The sequence below is a fragment of the Buchnera aphidicola (Kurisakia onigurumii) genome (genome assembly GCF_039394605.1).
Lineage (GTDB): Bacteria > Pseudomonadota > Gammaproteobacteria > Enterobacterales > Enterobacteriaceae > Buchnera_I > Buchnera_I aphidicola_B.
The window spans coordinates 1-7,690 of sequence record NZ_CP135034.1 but is presented as its reverse complement, the minus strand read 5'-3'; the positions used below and the strand labels follow the sequence as shown (position 1 = coordinate 7,690).

Annotated in this window: 7 protein-coding genes; all 7 read right to left on the bottom strand. The window is 22.5% G+C overall.

Annotated features, from left to right (window positions below; translation table 11 throughout):
- Window positions 1-105: 105 nt before the first annotated feature.
- On the bottom strand, window positions 106-975 hold the full coding sequence (gene repA / locus RJU59_RS02445; protein ID WP_343155340.1) for a plasmid replication initiator RepA: 870 nt from the start codon (window positions 973-975) through the stop codon (window positions 106-108).
- Window positions 976-1,058: 83 nt separating this feature from the next.
- Complete coding sequence (gene repA / locus RJU59_RS02440; RefSeq protein ID WP_343155338.1) at window positions 1,059-1,805, bottom strand: plasmid replication initiator RepA; 747 nt, start codon at window positions 1,803-1,805, stop codon at window positions 1,059-1,061.
- Window positions 1,806-1,933: 128 nt separating this feature from the next.
- Complete coding sequence (locus RJU59_RS02435; RefSeq protein WP_343128819.1) at window positions 1,934-2,431, bottom strand: TIGR00645 family protein; 498 nt, start codon at window positions 2,429-2,431, stop codon at window positions 1,934-1,936.
- Between the two features lie 171 nt (window positions 2,432-2,602).
- Window positions 2,603-4,147: a 2-isopropylmalate synthase gene (locus RJU59_RS02430; protein WP_343155344.1), complete on the bottom strand. Its 1,545-nt coding sequence runs from the start codon at window positions 4,145-4,147 to the stop codon at window positions 2,603-2,605.
- A gap of 53 nt (window positions 4,148-4,200) precedes the next feature.
- The gene (gene leuD, locus RJU59_RS02425) at window positions 4,201-4,803 is read right to left on the bottom strand and encodes a 3-isopropylmalate dehydratase small subunit (RefSeq protein ID WP_343155343.1); all 603 of its coding nucleotides are present in this window, start codon (window positions 4,801-4,803) and stop codon (window positions 4,201-4,203) included.
- Window positions 4,804-4,826: 23 nt separating this feature from the next.
- Window positions 4,827-6,230: a 3-isopropylmalate dehydratase large subunit gene (gene leuC / locus RJU59_RS02420; RefSeq protein WP_343155342.1), complete on the bottom strand. Its 1,404-nt coding sequence runs from the start codon at window positions 6,228-6,230 to the stop codon at window positions 4,827-4,829.
- A gap of 3 nt (window positions 6,231-6,233) precedes the next feature.
- Window positions 6,234-7,319, bottom strand: coding sequence for a 3-isopropylmalate dehydrogenase (gene leuB / locus RJU59_RS02415; RefSeq protein ID WP_343155341.1), 1,086 nt, complete (start codon window positions 7,317-7,319; stop codon window positions 6,234-6,236).
- Window positions 7,320-7,690 lie beyond the last annotated feature (371 nt).

The following is a 7,690-nucleotide window of genomic DNA, read 5'->3' as shown; positions in this document are numbered from 1 at the left end:
AGATTTTTTACAGCAATAGAAGATTTTTTACAGCAATAGAAGATTTTTACACTTGAATATATAGTGAATTTAATTATTTTTTTTAAATTATAATTTATTAAATATCTAATTTTTTTGTTTGGAATAAAATTCCTTATATGGAGTAGTTATTAATTTTTTTAAATAATAATATTCTGTATTTACTTGTTTTTTTAAGCCTTGCAATCCCATTTTTCCTAATTCAGATAAAGAATATCTTTTGACTAAAAATGTTAATATTTTTTGTTTTGCTTCTTTTTCTTCTAAAGAAAACATTTTTTCAGCTTTTCTTTTCTTTTTAAAAAATAAATGTTTTGATTCTCTATATTTTAAAATACTTCTAATTCTTGCATCAATACTTCTTTGTTTAGCTTCTACAAAAGAAATTTTTTTAAAACCCTTTTCTAATAAATTTTTATTAATCCATCCTAATTGTTGTATTCTTGCATTATATAATCTTTCAGAAGATATATCAAATAACATAAAAAATAATGGTGTTAAAGAAATCATTTTAGGCATATAATTTCTTAAAACAGGATCCCATTTTTTTTCAGATTTTACAAAACCCATTGGTTCCATAAAATGAGTGATCAATCTTGAAGCTCGAGTAATCGATTTGTTTCCTGCTTGAGAAGTAGTAGATAATCCACATTCATCAGATAACTGCTCTACAGAAGCTTGAACTATTTCTGAAGATAAATTAAAATGGTATAACATTGCTTGTACCATTGCTCGCATAGCACATGCTCTATGTTCGTTTAAACGTCTTTCTCGATGTAAAAATTCTCCTGTTTTTGGATCTTTAGGTTTAATAATATAATGTATTGCTCCTCTTGCTACATCTGTTTCTTTTGCTTTTTTTATTGCATATTGAATAAATGCTGGTCTAGGTTTATTTCCTTTCGGAGGGGTAAAAATTGGTGTAGAATTTTTAATATAATTTCTTTTATATAACATTTTTTTCTTATTATAAATAATTTTTTATGAATAGATATTTTTTAATTTTTTATAAAATTATAAAAAATTAAAATTTTTATATTTTATGAATTAGATAAAGCTTTTATTATTTTTTTTAAGTTAGAATATTCTAAATTTACTTTATTTTTTAAACCTTTTGATCCCATTTTAGTTAATTCAATAGCAGTATATTGATTAATTAAAGCATTTAAAATTTTTTTTTTAGTTATTTTTTCATCTAAGTTAAAACTAGATATTTTTGTTATTTCTTTCAATGTTAAAGATGACTCCAAAAAATTTTTTTTATTAATTTTTGTTTTTTTTTCTTTTTTTATTTTAAAAATATTTAATAACATAAAAAATTTTGGATTTAATTTAATTTGTTTATAAAATATTCTAGAATTATTATCATTTTTTTTTTTAATAGATGTTACAAAACCCATTGGTTCCATAAAATGAGTGATCAATCTTGAAGCTCGAGTAATCGATTTGTTTCCTGCTTGAGAAGTAGTAGATAATCCACATTCATCAGATAACTGCTCTACAGAAGCTTCAACTAAATTAGATATATCGTTAAAATGATATAACATTGCTTGTACCATTGCTCGCATAGCACATGCTCTATGTTCGTTTAAACGTCTAAATCTACATATTACTTGATTTTCATATTTCTTTTTTGATCTTATTGCATGATTATTTAATTTACTTCTAGCTACATCTATTTTTGAAGCTTGTTTCATAGCATATTTAATAAAATATGATATTTTTTTTCTAATTTTAGAAGGTCTAAAAAAAGGGTTGTTATTTTTTATATAATTTTTTCTAGCCACTAGATTTTACACTTATTTTATATTAATTAATAATATATTAAATAAATTTTTTAAATTTAAATTAGATATCTTAAAAATTATATTTTACATAATAAATATATTTAATCAATATTAATTTTAAAAAATATCTAAGAGTAATGTTTTTTACTCATTTTATCTATATAAGCCATACCAAAAGCAGAAACAACAAAAGTTAAATGTATAATTATACACCACATAATTTTATTATCTGGAATTTTATCTGCATCCATAAATAATCGAAGTAAATGTACAGAAGAAATAGCTACAATTGATGATGCTACTTTATTTTTTATTGAATTGACATCCATTGTACCCATCCAACTTAATCTTTTTTTCCCTTTGGTAGTTTCCATTTTTTCTATAAAATTTTCGTATCCAGAAAACATAACCATAACTAATAAACCTCCAACAAGAGCTATATCAATTAAAGAAAGTACGATTAAAACTAATCCTGATTCTGACATTGTTAATATTTCAGGAATGACATATATAATTTGTTGAAAAAATTTTACAGTTAATAAAATAAATCCGAAAGATAATCCAATATAAACTGGGAACATAAGCCATCTAGATGCATATATAATATTCGCAATAATTTTTTCCATTTTTTTTCCTTTTCTAAAAATTGTATTAAAGAATTTTAAAATATAAAAAAATATATTTTAAAAAAAATCAGTATTTCTCTTGTACCACCCATTTTTAGCACAAGAGAAGTATTTTATTTCTTTTAAATTATACATTTTTTAATATTAATAATTTTGTGTTAAAACTTTTAATTAAATTTTTTTATTTTTTATAATTTTATACATCCAAATAATATTTAAAATATTAATTATAGATTTTAAAGACGATTTTATAGAATTTGATGATATATTTTCTCCATGAAATATTCTTTTTTCATATTCTACTGTTATTAAAGATTTGCTTTTTTCTTTAAAAATATTTTTTTTAGAATATGTTTGTATTACTTGAAAATTTTTTATTAAGAATTTTAGATTAGTAATTCGTACAATAATTTTATATAAAGAATATAAAATTCCTTTTTTTGAAACTATTTTTTCCTTTCGAATTGTATTTCCACATATTAAAGAAATAGATAGTTTGTAAATTCCATTTTGTTTTATTTTGTATTTAAAATATTTTATTGAAAAATATTTTTTATTATTATCGTTATTTTTAATAAAAGCTAATTCTTCTAAATTGTAATCAAAAACTTTTCCTTTATCATCAGCTAATACAAGAAAACGTGAATATAGTTTATTTAAATTATAATCCTGATTCTTATACCCCATTCTATTCATATGATATTGAATTGCTGCTCTACCTGATTTTGCTGTTAAATTCAATTTAGTTTCTTTAGCTCCTATTATTTTAGGATTAATAATTTCATAATTTTTTCTATTTTTTAAAAACCCGTCTTGATGAATTCCCGATGAATGTAAAAAAGCATTTTTTCCAATAATTGCTTTAATTGAAGATATTGGAGAATTACATAATTTACTAATTAATTTACTTGTTTTATAAATTTCTTTAAAATTTATATTTGTGTAAACACCTAATTTTTCAGAATGTATTTTTATAGCTAAAATAATCTCTTCTAAAGCAGTATTTCCGGCTCTTTCTCCAATACCAGTAATAGTACCTTCAATTTGACGAACTCCTGATTCAATTGAGGATATTGCATTTCCTGATGCCATTCCTAAATCATTATGACAATGAGCTGAAATAATTGCCTTATCAATATTAGGTACTTTTTCATATAAAAATTTTATTATATTTTTAAATTGACTAGGTATTGTGTATCCTACAGTATCAGGTATATTTACTGTTTTCACTCCATTTTTTATTACTTTTTCTACAATTTTGCATAAATTATCTAAAGATGTTCTACCTGCATCTTCACATGAAAATTGTATATCATCAGTATATTTTAATGCTTTTTTAATAGAAAAAATAGACATGTCTATAATTTCTTCAAAATTTTTTCTTAATTTTTGTTTTACATGTAAATCTGATGTTCCAATAAATAAATGAATTCGAAAATTTTTTGATTTAGACATAGCTTCAGCTGCTGTATAAATATCTTTTTCTATACATCTAGATAATGAACATATTTTACTATTTCGTATATTTTTAGATATTAACTGTACTGCTTGAAAATCTCCTGGTGAGGATATTGGAAAACCAGCTTCAATTATGTCTATACCTAATTTTTCTAATGCTAAAGCTATTTTTAATTTATTTTTTGGTTTTAAACCAACTAATAAAGATTGATCTCCATCCCTAAGGGTTGTATCTAAAATTATAACTTTTTCTTTCATACATTTCCTTTTATTTAAATTAATAAAAAACTTTTAATAAAGATTTATTATTTTTATTTAAAAAAATTAGGTATTTTTTTTTCGTATTGTATAATTTTTTCTTTGTGTTGCATAGTACAATCAATATTGTCTAAATTATTTAAAATACATAATTTATAAAAATCATTTATTTTAAAATTATATTTTTTATTATTTACTAAAACAAAATTTTCAATTAAATTAATAAATGCCATTGTAGATGATTTTTTTTTGATAATACTGAATATTTCATTTATTTCTATTTTATTTAATTGAATTAATAAAATTTGATTGTTAAAACCGTTAATATAAAATATATCTGAAAAACTAGAAGATATAATAACTTGAAAACCATAATCTTTTAAAGCCCAAGCAGCATGTTCTCTAGAAGAACCACACCCAAAATTATCTCTTGTTAATAAAATACTAGAATTTTTATATTCTTTTTTATTTATAGGAAAATCTGGATTAATAATTGAATTATTTTTATCAATATATCTCCAGTTATTAAACAAATGTTTACCAAAACCTTTTTTTGTAACTTTTTTTAAAAATTGTTTTGGTATGATAGCATCCGTATCTATATTGGGCAAATCTATTGGTGTAATTATACTTTCATAATGAGAAAATTGATTCATATTTTTACATATCCTTTTTATATTTAGAAATTTATTTTTCTAATATCAACAAATTTTCCGTATATAGCTGCAGCTGCGGCCATAGAAGGGCTTACCAAATGAGTTTTTCCTCCTCTACCTTGTCTATCTTCAAAATTTCTATTACTAGTTGAAGCACAACGATCTCCTTTTTTTAATCGATCATCATTCATTGCTAAACACATAGAACATCCTGGTAATCTCCATTCAAAACCTGCATTTATGAAAATTTTTGCTAACCCTTCTTTTTCAGCTTGCTTTTTTACTTGTTTCGAACCTGGAACAATAATTGCATTAACTTGAGAACATATTTTTTTATTTTTTACTATTTTTGCTACTAAACGTAAATCTTCTATTCTAGAATTAGTACAAGAACCAATAAAAACTTTGTTAATAGAAATATCTTCTATTTTTGTTCCTGGTTTTAATTTCATATACTCTAGTGATTTTAAAAATTCTTGTTTTTCTATTTCACATTTAAAATCATCAGAATAAGGTATATTACTATCTATACAAACAGTTTGAGAAGGATTTGTACCCCATGTAACTTGAGGTTTTAAATTAGATACATTGAATTTTATTTTTTTATTAAAAATTGCTTTTTTATCGCTTTTTAATTTTTTCCAGTAATTTATTGCTTTATTCCATTTTTCATTTTTAGGTGAAAATAATTTATTTTGTAAATAATTAAAAGTAGTATCGTCAGGTGCAATAATTCCGGATTTAGCTCCCATTTCAATAGACATATTACATAAAGTCATTCTACTTTCCATTGAAAAATTATCAATTACAGAACCGGAAAACTCTATTACAAAACCTCTACCCCCACTAGTACCTAATTTTCTTATTATAAACAAAATTACATCTTTGGATGTAACATATTTATTTAAAATTCCATTTATTTTAATATGCATCGTTTTATATTTTTTTTGTTGTAATGTTTGTGTTGCTAAAACATGTTCTACTTCTGATGTACCAATTCCAAATGCTAAAGCACCAAAAGCACCATGAGTGGATGTATGTGAATCTCCACACACAATTGTCATACCTGGTAATGTTAATCCTTCTTCAGGACTAATAACGTGTATAATACCTTGTTTTGAATGATTTATATCATATAATGAAATATTATTTTTTTTACAATTTTTTTTTAATTCTTGCATTTGTATTGCAGCCATTTCTCCTGAAGCAAAAATATTATTACTGATAGTAGAAACATTATGATCCATGGTAGCAAATGTTTTTTTTGGTCTAAAAACTGATCTTTTTTTATTTTCTAAAGATTCAAAAGCTTGAGGAGAAGTAACTTCATGTAATAAATGTAAATCAATATATATTAATGGAATATGATTTTTTTTTTCGTATATTACATGTGAATCAAATATTTTTTCATATAGAGTTTTTTCCATATTTTATATCCTTTTTAATAAAAATTTGCATATTATATTTCCCATATCTTCTGTAGAAATATAATTTTCTCCATTTCTAGAAATGTCTTTTGTTTTAAAATTTTTTAATAAAGCTTCTTTTACAGAAGAATCTATTAAATCAGCAATTTTTATATTTCCAATTGAATAACGTATTAACATCGATAAAGATAATATTTGAGCTATGGGATTAGCTATATTTTTTCCTGCAATTTCTGGAGCAGATCCTCCTGCGGGTTCATATAATCCAAAATTATTTTCATTAATACTAGCAGAAGGTAACATACCAATTGATCCACTTATTTCTGCACATTCATCTGATAATATATCTCCAAAAAGATTTGAACAAAGAATTACATCAAATTTAGAAGGATTTCTAATTAATTGCATAGTTGCATTATCAATATACATATGAGATAATTTTATTTCCGGAAAATTAATAGAAATTTCATCTACTGTTTTTCTCCATAAAATAGATGTTTTTAATACATTTGCTTTATCTATCGATACGATTTTTTTTTTTCTTGTTTGAGCTAATTGAAAAGCTTTTTTTGCCACTCTAATTATTTCATTTTTAAAATAATTTTCAGTATCAAAAGCATATTCTTTTGATTTATCATATTCAGATTTTCCAAAATATATACCTCCAGTTAATTCTCGTATACACATTATATCAAAACCTTTTTTGCTAATATCTTGTCTTAAAGGAGATAAATAGAATAGTTCACTTTCTAGTTTCGAAGGTCTAATATTTAAAAAAAGATCAAATTTTTTTCTTAAAAATAATAAACTAGCTTTTTCTGGTCTTTTTTCTTCAGGAAGATGATTCCATTTATTTCCTCCAACAGATCCAAATAAAATCGCATGAGATTTTTTGCATCCTTCAATAGTATCTTTTGGAAGAGCATTATTAAATTTATCAATTGCAATACCTCCTACGTCATATTCTTGAGTATTTAATACTATAGGAAATTTTTGATTAATTATTTTTATTATTTTATAAGCTTGTTTCATTATTTCTGGTCCAATTCCATCTCCAGGCAAAACAGCTATGTTATATTTTTTTTTCATTTTTTTTAAGAATATCAAGGTAGAATATTAAAAGAATGAGGAGTTATTAAAATAATTTATTAAAAGATTTTTTAAAATAAAAAATATTAATTTTATTTTTTTCAATTATATATTAATAGATTATTTTTTTCAAATTTTCTTATTAAGTTATGTATTTTAATATTTTTTCTTTAAATTTTTAATATAAATTTTCTTTATGTTATATTTCTTTTTATAAAGATTAATAATTTATGTAATTTTGCATCTATTTTTTTAGAATGCATGTATTTTTTTTTATTAATGCATCTATTGTTTTTTTTTACAGCAATAGAAGATTTTTTACAGCAATAGAAGATTTTTTACAGCAATAGAAGATTTTTTACAGCAATAGA

Bases quoted from the DNA above. Each gene is read 5' to 3' on its own strand.
- repA (WP_343155340.1), bottom strand. From the start codon at position 975: ATGTTATATAAAAGAAATTATATTAAAAATTCTACACCAATTTTTACC.
- RJU59_RS02435 (WP_343128819.1), bottom strand. From the start codon at position 2,431: ATGGAAAAAATTATTGCGAATATTATATATGCATCTAGATGGCTTATG.
- RJU59_RS02430 (WP_343155344.1), bottom strand. From the start codon at position 4,147: ATGAAAGAAAAAGTTATAATTTTAGATACAACCCTTAGGGATGGAGAT.
- leuD (WP_343155343.1), bottom strand. From the start codon at position 4,803: ATGAATCAATTTTCTCATTATGAAAGTATAATTACACCAATAGATTTG.
- leuC (WP_343155342.1), bottom strand. From the start codon at position 6,230: ATGGAAAAAACTCTATATGAAAAAATATTTGATTCACATGTAATATAC.
- leuB (WP_343155341.1), bottom strand. From the start codon at position 7,319: ATGAAAAAAAAATATAACATAGCTGTTTTGCCTGGAGATGGAATTGGA.